Origin of the sequence: Vulcanisaeta distributa JCM 11216 (genome assembly GCF_001315985.1) — an archaeon.
Taxonomy (GTDB): Archaea; Thermoproteota; Thermoprotei; order Thermoproteales; family Thermocladiaceae; genus Vulcanisaeta; species Vulcanisaeta distributa_E.
The window spans coordinates 63,551-76,706 of sequence record NZ_BBBI01000005.1 but is presented as its reverse complement, the minus strand read 5'-3'; the positions used below and the strand labels follow the sequence as shown (position 1 = coordinate 76,706).

The window sequence follows — 13,156 nt, the reverse complement described above, 5'->3', positions numbered from 1 at the left end:
TTATTACTGGGATTGAGATTTCTGAGACTGCTCAGCTCTCTTCCTTAATCTCTCAATCAACCTCCTCTGCCTCTCCCTCAACCTTCTCCTCCTACGCTCCTCCCTATCCTCCTTACCAACAAGCCAGGCAAAGTCTGGATCACTCCTGATGGCTGGGTGGCTTGGGTCCACGAGTATTACCTCGAACCACACGTATGTTCCATCCTCACCAACCCAGTACGAACCAAGAACCTCCATATTCGGGTGCTTCTTGGCAGCCCTTTCCTCAGCGATTAATTGAAGGCTCTTGCTGGTTGTTATTCCATAGACACCCATCCTCTTCGGTCTCCTCCCACTATTAGGTCTTCTCCTGTTAAATGGGCCCCTCCTGAGCCTGACCCTAACGACTATTATCCCCCCCTGCTTAGCCTTATAACCATACTGCCTAGCCTTGTTAATCCTCGTGGGCTTCTCAACCCTAACGATGATGGTTCCCTACGCCACTCTATCAACCTCTGCTTCATTACCACATCCCAAATCCAGCCGTCCTTAGCCCCCCCAGCCCACGTCTCGGCTAAATAGTGGTAAAGTCCCTTCGCCATCAAGACCAGGTTGCGGGTGGGTATTAAAAACATTATGCTAGCCAAGCGCGTTCTCGCACGGTCTCCTCAACTCGAAGGCCAAGTCCCTCAATACATTACCCTCGACACCACCCTCCCTGAGTGATGCTTCCTTAAGCGCTATTGAGAGGAGCACGGCAGTATCCATGTCCTGGTACGCATTAACGAGTCTAGCCAACTCATTGAATAAATCCCTCAACCTAACTACTAAGTAGTCACCAACCAGTACATACTCATTCCCTAAACCATACAACTCACCGATTAGCCTTCTACCCCCCCTATCCGTGACCCTAATAATCGACCTACCATTAAAGTCATTAACTCAATTAAACCTCCATTAATTAATTCACCTAGGTCCTTCAGAACAGACTTACTAATGATGGGTGGATTCTCGAACACGTACCTAACGACATGGGACGCCAGGTAAGTTATGAGCAATAACCTGTAGAGGCCCATTGATGAGCCCTTCGAATACCAAATCATAAATAGTAATGCATACTTATTGGGTAGCGCCTTAAACCTTCCACGACCAATACTAACCTCTGGAAGCATCACTACTCATTAGCCACGTTGTGTATATAACACTAATGGCATAGGCCAACGCTATGGTGGTCCTCATAGGATGACCAATCATAGGGCCAAGCCTAACCTCATACATAGCCCTGCTCCTCAGGGCTAGGCTAACATCATCATACTCATTACCAAGTATCAAGCCAATCCTCAACCCCTACTAAACGCCTCCCTACTCACCTCAATCAACTTCCTCTCATTGTTGTTGGCATGCATCGACAACACAATGGGTATGTCAACGTCATTCAACGCCTCCTCAACACCCACAACCCTAACCCTAGGCAGGGAATTAAGCCTCAAAGCCCTCAACGCCCTATCAACAAGCAATGGGCTAGTTATCAACCTGACCTCAATCCCAAGGGCATGACTAAGCTGTATCAGGTCCATGGCCTCATAAACCTCCTTGGGACCCTCAACAATACCAATCACTCTATCCACCCAGTCCATTGGTATTGCCTCCCTCCTCTTACGGAATAAGTCCCTCGTCGAGTGAGCCACAATGAAGGAGTCCTCCCTAACCTCAACGTATATTACGTAATCGGGATCCTCCAGGTCAGCCCTGGCGAATTGAGATAGGTACTCACCAAGCTTCTTCGCAAGTTCAACACTAGTCATTGGGTACTTCTTATCCATCCTCTTAACAATGACCTTAAAAGTACCATCCCTATTACTAATGAGGCTTGAGAGTACCTCTCTGGCTACCGTAAGTAACGTGTTCAAGTCCCTGTTGATTACTTGGTCAACAATTGATACATGCGCCACATAATTAATATCCCTAAGAACCGCCAGGGCATTTGAACCGCAATTGCTTAGGTCAATTACGCATTTGTTACGGCCCCACTCAACGACTTGGCCGCAGTTAATCCTGGATAGCAAGTCATACGGGCTTATACTCCTTGCATATGGCTCAAACGTTACTAAAACCCTCATTTTACCTAATGATTGCATGAGAACTTATGTATTTAAAAGGCATAAGTCATTATGGCTACGTAAGTAATGATGCAACTACCGTCTTTATATCGCTAACGATGTCACTGAGGAATACGTGCTCATCAGGTGCATGGGCCGTTTCCTTGGACGTCATCCAGACAGCCACGGGTATGCCCCTAGCTCTCAGGTAACGCGCATATGTTCCACCACCGATACCGAGCAACTTAGGTTCTAAGCCTTTCACAATCCTTATTGCCTTAGCCAATCTCCTAACGATTTCACTATCCGCACTTGTTGGTTGTACGGGGTCCTCCCTACTAACAATCTCAACATCAACCCTACAACCGTGAGCATTGCAGTAATTATTCGCCGTATCCTTAATCACCCTGAGGACCTCATCAATGCTGTACTTAGGTAGTATTCTACAGTCTATGTAGAATACGTGCTTACCAGGTATTGTATTCACATTACCAACATTTAGCTCTACCTTCGTTGGTTCGAAGGTTGACCTGGGGGGGTATGAACAACGGGTCCTCATAATTAAACATCTCATGTAACTTTCTATCTATCTCAAGGGTTAACTCACTACCAAGTCTGTAGGCATTAAGGCCTAGTTCAGGTAGTGATGCGTGTGCCTGCTTCCCATAAACAGTAACCTTAACCCAGAGTATCCCCTTCTCGGCGACCTCTATCATTGTACCATCTGCATTACCTGCGTCGGGGGGGACTAACACGAGGTCCCTATCACTTATTAGGTTTGGTTCTTTATTGATTACGTATTGAATACCGTACTTACTACCGACCTCCTCATCACTGGCCAGTATTACGCCGTAATTAACCGGTGGAGTTATGCCGAGCTCCCTCAGCACCTTACCAACGTAATCCCCCCCATGACGATTCCCTGCCCATTATCCTCAACACCCCTACCATAGATGGTGTCGCCAATTACCGTGACATTAAAGCTCATAACTCCACAATGACCTATCACCCTCGGGTACAGTATCCATGTGAGCAATGACCCAGTAGGTCCTTGATTTATCAAGCCCTTTTATCAAGGCTACTATGTTCGGCCTTGAACCCCCCCTACTAACCCTGTTATCTGGGGCTTCTATCACTCTAACCTCATCGAAGTACCTCCTAACCACATCCAATAGGTAATTAGCCCTATCCCACTCCCCCCCGTCACCACCATTCTCGGGGGCCAGGGCCTTTATTGGTATGAAGCCCCTGTATAAATCAATTACGAATTCTCTTTGCCCATCTACGTACTTAATTATATCATTTATATCCATGTTTGGTCTCATAGGTAATACGTCTATTACTATATTATTATTTAATTTTATGTCCGGTTTAACCCATAGCGTAGTTATTTTACATTACTACCTGGAACAATGCTTAAAATGCGTCTGTAATCGATACTTAATGATTATTGAATGGGCAGGATTAAGTCATTGGTTATGACGTACCGGGATTATGACATAAACACATTAGCTAAGGCTTATTTCACAAATGAGGAATTAACAAGGCTGTATAAATCGTATGATTCAATCATTGCATTGGAGACTTGCAATAGGATTGAGTTTTACCTGGATGGTAATGAAGATGAGAAAGAACTGATTGAGTTAATTTATAAGAAAGCTGGGATTAAGCCTAGGTTACTTTATGATATAGACGCGATTAAGCACCTATTACTTGTTACGGCGGGCCTGGACTCAATGTTTCTGGGAGAGAGGGAGGTCTTGTCCCAGGTCAAGAGGCTTATGCCATGGGTAAGCCATCACCGAGACTGAGAATATTGTTTGAGTCAGCAATTAGGTTTGGAGAGGGCTTTAGGCGTAGGCATGATCTTAACGAAATATCCTTCGTTAAGTTCCTATCTGATTATATAATGGGAAGTATTGATAGGAATAGCAATGTACTTATTGTTGGCGGTGGTGAGGTTGCGAGGGGGGGCGTGGTTAGGGAGCTTCTACGGAATGGTTATAGGAATATAACGGTAATAAATAGGACAACGGATAAGCTTAGGTATGAATTTGGTAACTCAATAAGGCTATTAGGCTTGATTCATTAATGAGTGAATTGACAAGCGGTAAATACAATGCCCTAATCGCCGCAATATCGGTTCAGTCACCATTAATTAACCTCGATGATCCCATAGGTGATTCATTACCAAAGTTAATAATTGATGTTTCAACGCCGAGTGTCGTCAATGTCCAGGGCAATGGGCATGTGAAGGTTATTAAACTTGAGGATTTGAGAGAGCCGTACCTGAATTACGTTAATGGTAAGAGCAAGGTAATGGGTGAGTTGTCGGAAATTGATTACGAGGCTGAGAGAATAATGAGGCTTATCATGCGTAGTGATGCTGATGAGGCCATTAAGGATGTTATGAGGTTTATTGAGGAGATCAGGAAGGAGGAGGTTAGGGAGGCCGTGAATGCGTTAAGAAGTGGTGAGGATGTGGAGGCCGTTATTGATGCCATGAGTAGGTCGTTAATTAAGAAGATCATGCATAACTACCTGGAGAACATGAGGAGACTTGCGGAGGCAGGTAATGAGGACGCTGTAAGGAAGTTAAAGACTTATTTGATGGAGATCCTGGGAAATAACGAGAATTAGATCTGCCTTAGGGCCTTGGCGGAGTCCTCAACCTGCCTAAGTGTCTCCTCTATAACGTCGCTTGTATGGCTTGAGCTTGTGAACACCGCCTCAAATTGACTGGGGGGGCTATGAAGACTCCGCGCCTTAGTAACTCCTCATGGAGCCTTAAGTATAGCTTAGCGTCCGATTTACTGGCTGTTTCGTGGTCAATAACCTCGCCCCCCCTAGTGAAGAACACCTGGAGCATTGTTGGTGCCCAATTAATGACGTGGTCAATACCCAACCTGCTAAGTATGTCGTCAAGCCCCCTCCGCCAGTTTACGTGATGCGCTTATGGCTATGTCATACGCGTTTGTGGTCTCGAGAACCTCTATAGTGGCTAATCCAGCAATCATAGATATTGGGTGGCCGTTAAATGTGCCGGCGTTAAAGACGGGACCCCCCCTCGGTGACAGTAAGTCCATTATCTCACCACGGGCACCCACAGCGCCCACTGGAAATCCGCCACCAATTATCTTCCCCAGCGTGGTTATGTCTGCACTGACGCCGTAATACCTCTGGGCACCACCAAGGCCAAGCCTATAGCCAGTGACCACTTCGTCAAGGATGAGTAAGGCTCCGTACTTGTCCGCAATCTCCCTAAGCCCCCCCTTCAGAAAGCCATCCCTAGGCGGTATCACTCCGTAATTAGCCATTACGGGTTCAACTATTATCGCCGCAACGTCATTACCCTCACTCCTCATAATCCTCTCCACACTATCAAGGTCGTTGTACCTAGCCACAAGCGTTAACTTAGCCACATCATCAGGGACGCCGGCAGATGATGGCGCGCCGAAGTGCGCCGCCGCGCTGCCTGCCTTGACCAATACATAGTCAACAGCGCCGTGGTAGCAACCCTCAAACTTCAATATCTTCCTACGCTTAGTGTAGCCACGGGCGAGCCTAATTGCGGTGGCCACAGCCTCACCACCACTATTAACGAACCTAACCTTCCTAATACTTGCGAAGTGACTCACTATCTTCTTAGCCAGGGCAACCTCAATTTCCGTTGGTGCTCCATAAAGCCAACCCCCCCTACTTACATAATCCACAATTCGTTTAACGACAGGCTCAGGCGCATGGCCGAGGATTAATGGCCCATAACCAAGTACGTAATCTATTAATCGCTGGCCATCCACCGTGAATAGGTATGGACCCTTACCCTCTCTCACGAAGAACGGGTATGGCCTAATTGCCGCCCTGACCGGGCTATTAACACCACCAACTAGTACCATCTGTGCCTCCTCATACAACCTACTGGACTCACTCATCAAGGCCTTAAAAGTGGCTATATCATTAAGCTTTATCTTCATAATCATAAAACTTTAAAGGGCGTGAGCGCCGTCAATCCACAACATGATTGAGAGGACCCTGGTAATAATTAAGCCTGACGCGGTTAAAAGGGGGGGTTGATTGGAGAGATCATAAGTAGGTTCGAGAGGGCCGGCCTGAGGATTATCGCCATGAAAATGATCAGACTTAGTAAGGAGGAGGCTGCCAGGTTCTACCCAAGCGATGAGAATTGGCTAAGATCAGTTGGTAGTAAGACCTTGAAGTCTTATTCTGAGGTTGGGAAGGACCCGAAGGTTGACCTGGGCACTGATGATCCAGTGGAGATTGGGAAGATAATTAGGGGGGGTTGGCTGGCCGATTACTTGTCAATGGGCCCAATAGTGGTAATGGTTCTCGAGGGCAATAGGGCTGTTGAGGTTGTTAGGAAGATAATAGGATCGACTACACCGTATTCATCACCACCAGGCACGATTAGGGGGGAGACTACTCAGTGGATAGCCCAGACTTGGCGAATATAGAGAAGAGGGCATTATTTAACCTGGTACATGCCAGCGACAGCCCTAAGGAGGCTGAGAGGGAGATAAGGTTCTTCTTCCGTGAGAATGAATTCGTAAGCTACTCATAAACTTCTTATTTGAATTACAGACTTTATATCCTCGTGGCCCCAATTATACGCATATTCATACTCATCAAGAGTTACTTCCTTCGTTATTAATTTCCTAATCCAACCACCGAACTCAAACCTAGCCTTAACCAGGTCTGAGACACCCATCTCAAAGGCCCTTATACTGGCGTTCGTTGCACCAATTATCAGCTTATTCCTCCTCCAGTCATCAAGTAACGGCCCAATGTTAACATTCCTACTATCCAGGTATATCCCCCAGTAACACCGCCACACCGTCAGCCCCCAAATGCCTTAGCGCCTCATATGCGGCGCTCGTTGATCCCGTGGCCTCAATCACTATGTCGAAGTCCTCACTTACCTGGTCAACATTTGTATTGACATAGGTCGCACCTATCTCCCTAACGAGTTTCGCCTTAAGGCTATCGTAAGGTCTCGTGGCTGTTACGGTTACATCAGTGAAGCCCCTAAGTCTCATGACCATTAATGCCAGCATGCCGATGGGCCCCCGCACCCATTATTAGAACCCTCCTTGGATTCCAGGACTCAAACCTAGCCTTACCAAGCCTTAATGCCAAATCAACACCCTTCTCAACAATGCTCAGGGGGGGCTCCGTGAGTACGGCGACGTCCACCACCTCCTTAGGAACCCTAACCAGGTATTGGGAGTCGGTTACTGCGAATTCGGCAGCGAAGCCATGTAGGTACCATATGCCATGCTCCGCATACGTACCCCTTGGGCAGTAGTCCAGTTCGTTTATTGGTAGGGTGCATGTCGTGGGTCTCCTCACTGTTGGTACGACTATGTCGCCGACACCCACATTATCCACGCCATCACCAAGCTCCACAACCTCGGCAACCGCCTCATGACCAAGAATGAGGTACTCCTCACCGGGTGGTGGTGCGCCGTATTTACCCTCAATAATGTCCTTATCAGTGCCGCAAACACCAACCTCAATTGGACTTAGTAAAACCTGGCCACGCTTAGGTGATGGCTTTGGCATATCCCTTAATGCTAATGAGTCCTTCACCAATGGGATTACCGTAATAGCCTTCATCAGGGATCATGAAGATAACCCCCTAATAAACCAGATATGTGTAGCGTTTTCAATTCATTAATATTCATTAGATCATGTTTAAGTGTTTTAAGGGGGGGTTTAACAACTATATATGTTATTTACCCATTAAAGGAAAGGCGTATTAAATGCAAACATATAATAAACATGGTATGTCACAGATATTAAAGGAGTTAACTAATCAACTAATGACCAAGAGAATCGTAGTAATAGACCTAACACATGAACTTTATAATGGAATGCCCACTTACCCTGGTGACCCACCTTTTACGCATGAGTATGTGAAGGTCGGAAAGAACTATGGTGAATCTACACTATCTAAGATATCCGCTGGATTACATAGTGGCACGCACATAGATTTACCACGACACTTTGTACCAAATGGCTTAACGGCAGAGTCGTTATCATTAACTGACTTCATGACGTATGGCGTAATACTCGACCTGAGTTATAAAAGGCATGGTGAGGCCATTACTGAGGATGATTTAAAGAGGTTTGATGATAAGATACAACGTGACTATGCAGTGATGCTATACACAGGTTTCTCAAGGACTTGGGGGTACGGAAGAATTCCTCTATAATTGGCCGTACCTGGACAGGTCAGGGGCGGATTACCTAGTCACTAAGGGAATTAGGGCTGTGGGTACTGAAGCACTCAGCATAGCCGGTTGGCCGGGTAAGGAGGGCTACCCATACCCACCCAGAGTTCCTAAAGATGATGTTGCCTATGTTCATTATAAACTATTGTCAAATGGCGTGTACGTAATCGAGGGCGTCACTAACCTAGATATCGCATTAAGCACCTGCAGGAATGGCGAGGGCCTATTTATATTCATGCCACTCAAGATTAGGGGGGGCGCAGAGGGTTCGCCATTACGACTAGCAATGCTATGCGAGCCTAGATAGACGATAACTTAGTCAGGATCTCTTGGGTCCTTTGGTAGGTCTATGCCGAAGGCCTCTCTTAATAACTTACGTAGTATCCTATATGTCATACCCCCCCATATTGTTACATCACCCACTACTATTGCAGGTCTTGAAAGACCCTTTATATTAACATTTAACTTAACATGCTTCGTAACATCACCAATACCCAGCCAAAAAACCTTTGATAGCTCTGCCTTATTTATCGTTAATTTAGGATTGCAGTCCCTTAGTAAGAAGATAACAGGGACAACATTAATATTGGGTGCGTTACTTGGCGAAAACGGGTCCAAAACACCAAGTATTATAGCATCATTAGTAAGGTCAAGTCCCACCTCCTCTCTGGTCTCCCTAATCGCTGTTTCAACCAAGTCCTTATCCTTAGTTGGATTAAACCTGCCGCCGGGGAATGCCGCGTCGCCGCTCCAGGGATCGTTAGGATTCTCGGTCCTCTTACCAATAAGGAATGCGTCTAGGCACGGGTTGTAAATAACCGCAACCGCAGCCCACAAATGCTCATTATCCGGTGTTGGCGTGTTACTCTTTACGACCCTCCTTAATTTTGTCACATTATATGACCTCATATAATATTATACCTCCAATTACTTATACCCAACTAATAAACACTATTCACCATAGATCATATTAAGGCTTGAAGTGGCCTAATCGAGAGAACCTCGGGGGGGTTAGCCAGATAAAGTGGTCTCTTGCCCATCAATATGTTTATTAGGTTCCTAACCGCGACCTCTGCCATCCTCTCCCTAGTCTCGTAGGTCGCAGAACCTATGTGTGGGGTTAACACGACATTATCAAACCTTGTTAACTCGTGAGTATTGGGTAACGGTTCCTCCTCAAACACGTCCAGCGCAGCACCTGCTATCCAGCCCTCCCTAAGTGCCTTCACAAGTGCGTTGGTATCTACGATATCGCCCCCCCTAGCCACGTTTATTAAGTAAGCGGTCTTCTTCATAAGCCTTAACCGCTCCTCATTAATTAGGTGCCTAGTCTCGGGGGGTTGCGGCCACCGTTATTACGACAAAATCGGACTCAGTAAGTACGGACTCCAACGGCCTATACTCAATGCCCAGGGCAAACTCTATCTGAGGTTTCCTGGTCCTCGACCAATAAATCACCTTCATATTAAACGCCTTTGCCCTCCTGGCCAGTGCAGTGCCTATATTACCCAGTCCTATTATACCCAAGGTAGCGCCATAGACCTCACTACCAAGCAACCAACCCCCCCACCTATCATATATACCGCCTACCCTAATGAGTCTATCACCTAGAACTATTTTACGGGCGAGGGCTATTAATAGGCCCATGGCTAGGTCAGCCACGGCCTCAACAAGGACCTCAGGCGTATGCGTTACATAAATCCCCCCCTTCTCGGTGGCTGCCTTTACGTCAATGTGATCAACGCCGACACTATATGTACTAATTATGAATAGTTTATCAGCCTCATTAATGAGTGATCTATCAATGGGATCTCCCAGGGTCACGATGGCGCCCACACAGTTTTTAAACACATCAACCCAAACTTCCCTCGGCGGTGATGCTTGTCTACTCCACATGGGCCCTGTCTCCTTCCACATCCTGATCTCCACAGGCAATTTATTGAGCTCTGAGTATATTATGGAGGGTAAGTTACTCCGACTTATGAAAATACAGGGCCCAACCATTGCGATGCGGTAATGCAGCTTATTAATTAATATTTTCGGTTTCACGGTGTCATAATTATAGTCAGTATTAAATAATGTCTGCGACTAATCCTTCCGAGAATTAGATGGTAACCATCAGGGAAATCCTGAATAAACTCAAGTGGACTAATCAAATCGATAATTATGTCGTTATTTTTGTATCAAGGGGGGGTTCACCAAATAATGAAGAGGTTGTAGACCTATCAAGGATCATTTCAATAAGCAGAGATGGGTTTACATACATCAATAATAGTGGTAGGGAGACGTACATACTACCATAGGGTTGTGGAGATTAGGCATAAGAATGGTACAGTGATATTCCGAAGAAATGTGCCGCACTAGACCGTGACTAGGGAGACTTATTAATGAATCTGCTGATAAATGCCGTATGTCTACGTACCAATTCCTCATTGGCACCTAGAATATTAACGAGGTAATCCTGCTCCACTGGGTTAAGTAGGCCAGGAATAACTATTGTATGCGGCGTGTCACCCATATCGGGTACGTCATTTACCGTTGATATCTTAATACCTTGGTTATCCCAACCAACCCTGGCGGCATAGATCACCATCAAATCATTGCTCACAATACCCAACTTACCAATATTTTCCATCTTCTTAAGGAGTTCCACGGCTTCTTGAACATTCATGAAGCCACCACCATCCTTAATATCAAGTAGTAATATTGTGTGAAGCCCACGACTGAGATTCTCATTAAGTACCTCATAAGCCCTCATACTCAACACTCCCATTCTTGGATACGTTATGGTTGCCAAGGGACCTAGTTTATATGGCGATAGACCGAGTTGACTAATTAATGCGCAAACTATACTCACGGAATTAATAACCTTAACCTTGAAGCCTCGTTTTTTGGCAATAACAGCAATGGCCGCATGTGTTGTAGCTATCATGGGATCACCAATAACTAAGAGGGCTGCATCACGTCCCTTCTCCAATTCCCTCATTAATACCTCGCCATTTCTATCTTCCAAGTCTTCCCTTGAAACAAGAACAAAATCACTCCTAATTCCCCTTAGGTAATTAATAAACTCGGCAGGTCCCTTTGACGTATAGACCTCTAGGAATACTGAATCGGCAGTCCGCATAATACCTAAGGCCTCGGTCGTAATATTACCAGGCTTAGACCAAGACCTACGATGTACAGCGTCGGCATTTTCTTACCCCCCCCTCATTATTTCTTCGATTATTGAAAAATTTAAAAGCGTAGTAGTTATGTAAAAATAGATGGCATCTAGAGTTAAGATACCAGAGGATGGAGAACCAATCGTTGTTCAGGGTGGTATTTGGAACGTACCTAAGAAACCAATAATACTCTACATCGAGGGTGATGGAATAGGGCCTGAGATCACCAATGTTGCCATTAAGGTGATCAATAAGGCTGTTGAGAAGGCCTATGGAAGCTCAAGGGAGATCAAGTGGGTTAAGGTCTATGCAGGCGAGGAGGCTGAGAAGATATATGGCAATAGGTTCCCTGAGGAAACCATAAACCTAATCACGAAGTATAGGGTTGTCCTTAAGGGGCCACTGGAGACCCCCCCGATTGGTGGTGGTTGGAGGTCAATAAATGTTGCCATTAGGATGATCCTGGATGCATATGCCAATGTCAGGCCTGTTAAGTACATGCCTGGCCTCGAATCACCACTCAAGCACCCTGAGAGGGTTGATATGGTAATCATTAGGGAGAACACCGATGACCTATACAGAGGCATTGAGTGGAGTTGGGATAGTCCGGAGGCCGCTAAGTTGAGGAAGTTCCTTAAGGATGAGTTGAAAATAGAGCTTGAGGATGACACTGGGATAGGCATAAAACCAATTAGTAAGTATAAGACCCAGAGGATAACAAGGTTCGCACTTAGGTTTGCCATTGAGAATAAGAGGAGGTCCGTAACAATAATGCACAAGGGCAACATAATGAAGTACACGGAGGGCGCCTTCAGGGAGTGGGCTTACGAGGTCGCACTTAAGGAGTTCAGGGACTACATAGTTACTGAGGAGGAGGTGAATAAGCTCTATGGTGGTAAGGTACCGTCGGGCAAGTTACTCGTTAATGATAGGATAGCCGATAACATGTTCCAGCAGATAATCACGAGGCCCGAGAACTATGACGTAATACTTGCACCAAACCTAAACGGCGACTACATAAGCGATGCCGCCGGAGCTCATAGGCGATATTGGAGTGCTTGGCGGCGCGAACGTCGGCGATACTGGCGGCATGTTCGAGGCCGTACACGGCACAGCGCCTAAGTACGCCGGTAAGAACGTGGCTAACCCAACGGGTATAATCAGGGGGGTGGTGAGTTAATGCTTAGGTTCATGGGTTGGAGGGAGGCTGCGGACTTAATTGATAGGGCGATAACAGAGGCCATTAACCAGAAGAAGGTCACGCAGGACCTGGCTAGGTTTATGGGCGTTCAGCCACTGGGTACTAAGGAGTTTGGTGATGCATTGATAGAGATAATTGATCAATTGAAATGATAAACTCAATGCCGTGATTTAATTAAAAACCCAATTCATCATTAATTCTAACTTTAAAATTACTGATTATCTGCAATCGCCAATTGCTGCGTTTCCTTCTCCCTAGGTTTAATGATCGGCGGCTTCGGATTTACATACTCATTAAGTGCCTTAACCACAAGGTCAACATCACTTGGGTCAAGGTCCTTAAGTATTGGCCTATGGCTCCTATAATTAATAATGTCGCTTGGGTCGATCTCCACGGTCTTAACATCCTCCTCATAATACCTAGCCTTAATGAGCACGTTACCCAGTGGGTTAACCACGTGAC

The 13,156-nt window shown here is 46.0% G+C and carries 15 protein-coding genes and 7 pseudogenes; 8 read left to right on the top strand and 14 right to left on the bottom strand.

What is annotated here, in order from left to right:
* Positions 1 to 3 precede the first annotated feature (3 nt).
* From JCM11216_RS05610 to JCM11216_RS16785, 8 genes and pseudogenes are all read right to left on the bottom strand, one after another.
* Positions 4 to 581: pseudogene (locus JCM11216_RS05610) on the bottom strand (50S ribosomal protein L15e).
* 37 nt (positions 582 to 618) lie between these two features.
* On the bottom strand, positions 619 to 852 hold the full coding sequence (locus JCM11216_RS16810) for a hypothetical protein (RefSeq protein WP_243675326.1): 234 nt from the start codon (positions 850 to 852) through the stop codon (positions 619 to 621).
* Between the two features lie 8 nt (positions 853 to 860).
* The gene (locus JCM11216_RS16805; protein WP_243675324.1) at positions 861 to 1,154 is read right to left on the bottom strand and encodes a hypothetical protein; all 294 of its coding nucleotides are present in this window, start codon (positions 1,152 to 1,154) and stop codon (positions 861 to 863) included.
* The gene (locus JCM11216_RS16800) at positions 1,135 to 1,323 is read right to left on the bottom strand and encodes a hypothetical protein (RefSeq protein WP_243675322.1); all 189 of its coding nucleotides are present in this window, start codon (positions 1,321 to 1,323) and stop codon (positions 1,135 to 1,137) included. Before JCM11216_RS16800 ends, JCM11216_RS16805 begins: the two co-directional genes overlap by 20 nt.
* Positions 1,320 to 2,117, bottom strand: coding sequence for a THUMP domain-containing protein (locus tag JCM11216_RS05600; RefSeq protein ID WP_243675321.1), 798 nt, complete (start codon positions 2,115 to 2,117; stop codon positions 1,320 to 1,322). Before JCM11216_RS05600 ends, JCM11216_RS16800 begins: the two co-directional genes overlap by 4 nt.
* Before the next feature lie 37 nt (positions 2,118 to 2,154).
* Positions 2,155 to 2,484 (bottom strand): M20/M25/M40 family metallo-hydrolase, encoded by a 330-nt coding sequence (locus JCM11216_RS16795; RefSeq protein WP_243675426.1) that lies wholly within the window; start codon positions 2,482 to 2,484, stop codon positions 2,155 to 2,157.
* A gap of 30 nt (positions 2,485 to 2,514) precedes the next feature.
* A pseudogene (locus tag JCM11216_RS16790) lies at positions 2,515 to 2,794 on the bottom strand (peptidase dimerization domain-containing protein); the annotation flags it as partial.
* Between the two features lie 261 nt (positions 2,795 to 3,055).
* Positions 3,056 to 3,403 (bottom strand): hypothetical protein, encoded by a 348-nt coding sequence (locus JCM11216_RS16785; RefSeq protein ID WP_243675320.1) that lies wholly within the window; start codon positions 3,401 to 3,403, stop codon positions 3,056 to 3,058.
* Positions 3,404 to 3,532: 129 nt separating this feature from the next.
* Between JCM11216_RS16785 and JCM11216_RS16780 the strand changes: the two genes are divergently transcribed.
* Genes JCM11216_RS16780 through JCM11216_RS16770 form a run of 3 tightly spaced genes read left to right on the top strand, consistent with a single transcriptional unit; the run spans position 3,533 to position 4,718 of the window.
* A complete protein-coding gene (locus JCM11216_RS16780; protein WP_243675318.1) occupies positions 3,533 to 3,889 on the top strand; it encodes a hypothetical protein in 357 nt (118 codons plus the stop codon).
* Positions 3,865 to 4,170 (top strand): hypothetical protein, encoded by a 306-nt coding sequence (locus tag JCM11216_RS16775; RefSeq protein ID WP_243675317.1) that lies wholly within the window; start codon positions 3,865 to 3,867, stop codon positions 4,168 to 4,170. Before JCM11216_RS16780 ends, JCM11216_RS16775 begins: the two co-directional genes overlap by 25 nt.
* Positions 4,170 to 4,718: a hypothetical protein gene (locus JCM11216_RS16770; RefSeq protein WP_243675315.1), complete on the top strand. Its 549-nt coding sequence runs from the start codon at positions 4,170 to 4,172 to the stop codon at positions 4,716 to 4,718. The genes JCM11216_RS16775 and JCM11216_RS16770 overlap by 1 nt, the downstream gene beginning before the upstream one ends.
* Here the strand turns inward: JCM11216_RS16770 and hemL are convergent.
* Positions 4,715 to 6,010: pseudogene (gene hemL, locus JCM11216_RS05585) on the bottom strand (glutamate-1-semialdehyde 2,1-aminomutase). The gene JCM11216_RS16770 and the pseudogene hemL sit on opposite strands and share 4 nt — an antisense overlap.
* A gap of 192 nt (positions 6,011 to 6,202) precedes the next feature.
* On the opposite strand from hemL, the pseudogene JCM11216_RS05580 reads away from it, so the two are divergent.
* A pseudogene (locus JCM11216_RS05580) lies at positions 6,203 to 6,657 on the top strand (nucleoside-diphosphate kinase).
* On the opposite strand, the pseudogene JCM11216_RS05575 reads toward JCM11216_RS05580, so the two are convergent.
* Positions 6,652 to 7,712 (bottom strand): annotated as a pseudogene (locus tag JCM11216_RS05575) (glucose 1-dehydrogenase). The pseudogenes JCM11216_RS05580 and JCM11216_RS05575 overlap by 6 nt on opposite strands.
* A gap of 170 nt (positions 7,713 to 7,882) precedes the next feature.
* Between JCM11216_RS05575 and JCM11216_RS16765 the strand changes: the two are divergent.
* Positions 7,883 to 8,311 carry a cyclase family protein gene (locus JCM11216_RS16765; protein ID WP_243675314.1) on the top strand — a complete coding sequence of 143 codons (429 nt, stop codon included), beginning with the start codon at positions 7,883 to 7,885 and terminating at the stop codon, positions 8,309 to 8,311.
* Positions 8,312 to 8,369: 58 nt separating this feature from the next.
* Positions 8,370 to 8,636, top strand: coding sequence for a hypothetical protein (locus JCM11216_RS16760; RefSeq protein ID WP_243675312.1), 267 nt, complete (start codon positions 8,370 to 8,372; stop codon positions 8,634 to 8,636).
* Positions 8,637 to 8,644: 8 nt separating this feature from the next.
* On the opposite strand, the gene JCM11216_RS05565 is transcribed toward JCM11216_RS16760, so the two are convergent.
* Together JCM11216_RS05565 and JCM11216_RS05560 are read right to left on the bottom strand one after the other, a co-directional pair.
* Positions 8,645 to 9,223, bottom strand: a complete 579-nt coding sequence (locus JCM11216_RS05565) for a CoA pyrophosphatase (protein WP_243675310.1) — start codon at positions 9,221 to 9,223, stop codon at positions 8,645 to 8,647.
* A 71-nt stretch (positions 9,224 to 9,294) separates the two neighbouring features.
* Positions 9,295 to 10,225: pseudogene (locus JCM11216_RS05560) on the bottom strand (D-glycerate dehydrogenase).
* Between the two features lie 212 nt (positions 10,226 to 10,437).
* On the opposite strand from JCM11216_RS05560, the gene JCM11216_RS05555 reads away from it, so the two are divergent.
* Positions 10,438 to 10,632: a DUF504 domain-containing protein gene (locus JCM11216_RS05555; RefSeq protein WP_243675308.1), complete on the top strand. Its 195-nt coding sequence runs from the start codon at positions 10,438 to 10,440 to the stop codon at positions 10,630 to 10,632.
* A gap of 68 nt (positions 10,633 to 10,700) precedes the next feature.
* Here JCM11216_RS05555 and dph5 read toward each other — a convergent pair whose 3' ends face one another.
* On the bottom strand, positions 10,701 to 11,456 hold the full coding sequence (gene dph5 / locus JCM11216_RS05550) for a diphthine synthase (RefSeq protein ID WP_243675306.1): 756 nt from the start codon (positions 11,454 to 11,456) through the stop codon (positions 10,701 to 10,703).
* Between the two features lie 139 nt (positions 11,457 to 11,595).
* Here dph5 and JCM11216_RS05545 point away from each other — a divergent pair.
* A pseudogene (locus tag JCM11216_RS05545) lies at positions 11,596 to 12,846 on the top strand (NADP-dependent isocitrate dehydrogenase).
* Between the two features lie 59 nt (positions 12,847 to 12,905).
* Here the strand turns inward: JCM11216_RS05545 and JCM11216_RS16755 are convergent.
* Positions 12,906 to 13,151, bottom strand: a complete 246-nt coding sequence (locus JCM11216_RS16755) for a hypothetical protein (protein ID WP_243675305.1) — start codon at positions 13,149 to 13,151, stop codon at positions 12,906 to 12,908.
* Between the last annotated feature and the right edge of the window lie 5 nt (positions 13,152 to 13,156).

Excerpts from the sequence above, each read along its gene's own strand:
- JCM11216_RS16770 (WP_243675315.1), top strand. The coding sequence starts at position 4,170 with ATGAGTGAATTGACAAGCGGTAAATACAATGCCCTAATCGCCGCAATA.
- dph5 (WP_243675306.1), bottom strand. The coding sequence starts at position 11,456 with ATGCGGACTGCCGATTCAGTATTCCTAGAGGTCTATACGTCAAAGGGA.
- JCM11216_RS16775 (WP_243675317.1), top strand. The coding sequence starts at position 3,865 with ATGGGTAAGCCATCACCGAGACTGAGAATATTGTTTGAGTCAGCAATT.
- JCM11216_RS16765 (WP_243675314.1), top strand. The coding sequence starts at position 7,883 with ATGTCACAGATATTAAAGGAGTTAACTAATCAACTAATGACCAAGAGA.
- JCM11216_RS16785 (WP_243675320.1), bottom strand. The coding sequence starts at position 3,403 with ATGAGACCAAACATGGATATAAATGATATAATTAAGTACGTAGATGGG.
- JCM11216_RS05555 (WP_243675308.1), top strand. The coding sequence starts at position 10,438 with ATGGTAACCATCAGGGAAATCCTGAATAAACTCAAGTGGACTAATCAA.
- JCM11216_RS05600 (WP_243675321.1), bottom strand. The coding sequence starts at position 2,117 with ATGCAATCATTAGGTAAAATGAGGGTTTTAGTAACGTTTGAGCCATAT.
- JCM11216_RS16780 (WP_243675318.1), top strand. The coding sequence starts at position 3,533 with ATGGGCAGGATTAAGTCATTGGTTATGACGTACCGGGATTATGACATA.